Here is a 1458-nt window from a genome sequence, read left to right as displayed (position 1 = left end):
GCACGAACAGAAGTGTTCGTTGCGCTCTGTCTCCGACTCGTGGTTGCAATCACCAACTACGAGCGAGGAAACGACCCGGGCTGCGAAAAGCTATGAGATGGATTCTATGACACGCTCATCGAGAGTAACCGATAGTGCCAAGCCACGGTGACGTACGCTTGCGTCGTTCCCGAGTGCGAAGGTGAGCGATTGGAACCGGCATAAAACGAATGCGCTCAAAAATCAGATTTCTATCTTCAGGTTTGATTCGGTCGGTTGGGCTCTCGTCTGGTGTACCCCAATACTAACGCACCGATGAGCAGTACTGTCACGCCAATCGCGACCATCGAGATGAGTGGACTCAATAGCACTGTTGAGACGACGAACAGGGTCATCGCCACGGCACCGAGTTCGACAGCGCGTCGCTGCCAGTAATTGTACCGGGAAGCGCGGGTGAGCCGGACGTAGACGAATGCACTTGCGAGCAATCCGGGTAATACCACATCCGTATACAGTCCAGCAGTGATGAGATCAGTCACTGGCACGATCCATACACCCCCTGTGGGAGCAGTAGTGCGTTGATAGCACCGGAAAACATCCAGAACATTCCACGCGCCCACCAACGGAGTTTATAAACGTGTACCCAACCGGTATCACATCCTGCAATCCGCTGTAGGTTGTCTTGGAGTTGGCACCCGGAATGGACGCCAGCACACCCACCTGCGATCGGGATAAAATCACCAGGAACGGGATCGGCAAGCGATGCCAGACTCCAGTACGTACACCCGCTTTTCGCCCAGTAGCATATCGCATCCATCTGGAGGCTCCCGACATACCGAAAAAATGGCACGCGAGGATGATTCCGACGACTGAGCCAACGACGCGCACGCACACGGTCTGTGTTTGCTGTGATTGCTGTTGTTCCAAGGAGTCCACCAACTACTGCACCTGCGGTTTCGAGAATCGACCGGCGAGAGCGATCAGTCATTCAAATCATCTCTTACCGGGAAGACAACGAACTCAGCGGGTAATCCCCTGCTGTCGGAGATATTGAGTCCGACTCGATACGCATCGGTATGCACACCCTTGATTTCATTCAGGATCACAGCCGATTCGGTACTGCTTTCTACCGCGGACTGAATAGTCGTCATTGCTTCTTGCACCTCAAGAAGCGCGGTCGGTGTCTCTAGCACCGGCCTTTCTGCAAGGCATCGCGCTCCCAACGGAGACGATTCGCTCTAGCACTTTAGTCTTAGTTATAACAAAAACATGGCGATTATATGAGTATATGAAGAAACACTTCGATGTATATTACCGACATTCGATAGGTAGGATTATTCGATGCAATAATGAGCCTTTGAGAGCCTGTCTAAGAATTTTGCCTCACCAATCCTCCTGACGTCGGCTGAAGATACTCTTACACGGTTCGACGGATCGATTCGGCCGTCGACAAAAAAAGAGAACCGGGCTCAGTTATCC

Annotated in this window: 1 protein-coding gene; it reads right to left on the bottom strand. The window is 52.3% G+C overall.

The genetic code is table 11. The annotated features are described in order from the left end of the window. Nucleotides 1-236: 236 nt before the first annotated feature. Entirely contained in the window at nt 237-524 is a 288-nt protein-coding gene (locus ACR3FF_RS27000) for a hypothetical protein (RefSeq protein ID WP_458191167.1), read from the bottom strand. Between the last annotated feature and the right edge of the window lie 934 nt (nt 525-1458).

The sequence above is a fragment of the Haladaptatus ordinarius genome, from assembly GCF_054177595.1.
This window is presented reverse-complemented; position numbering and strand designations above follow the sequence as displayed.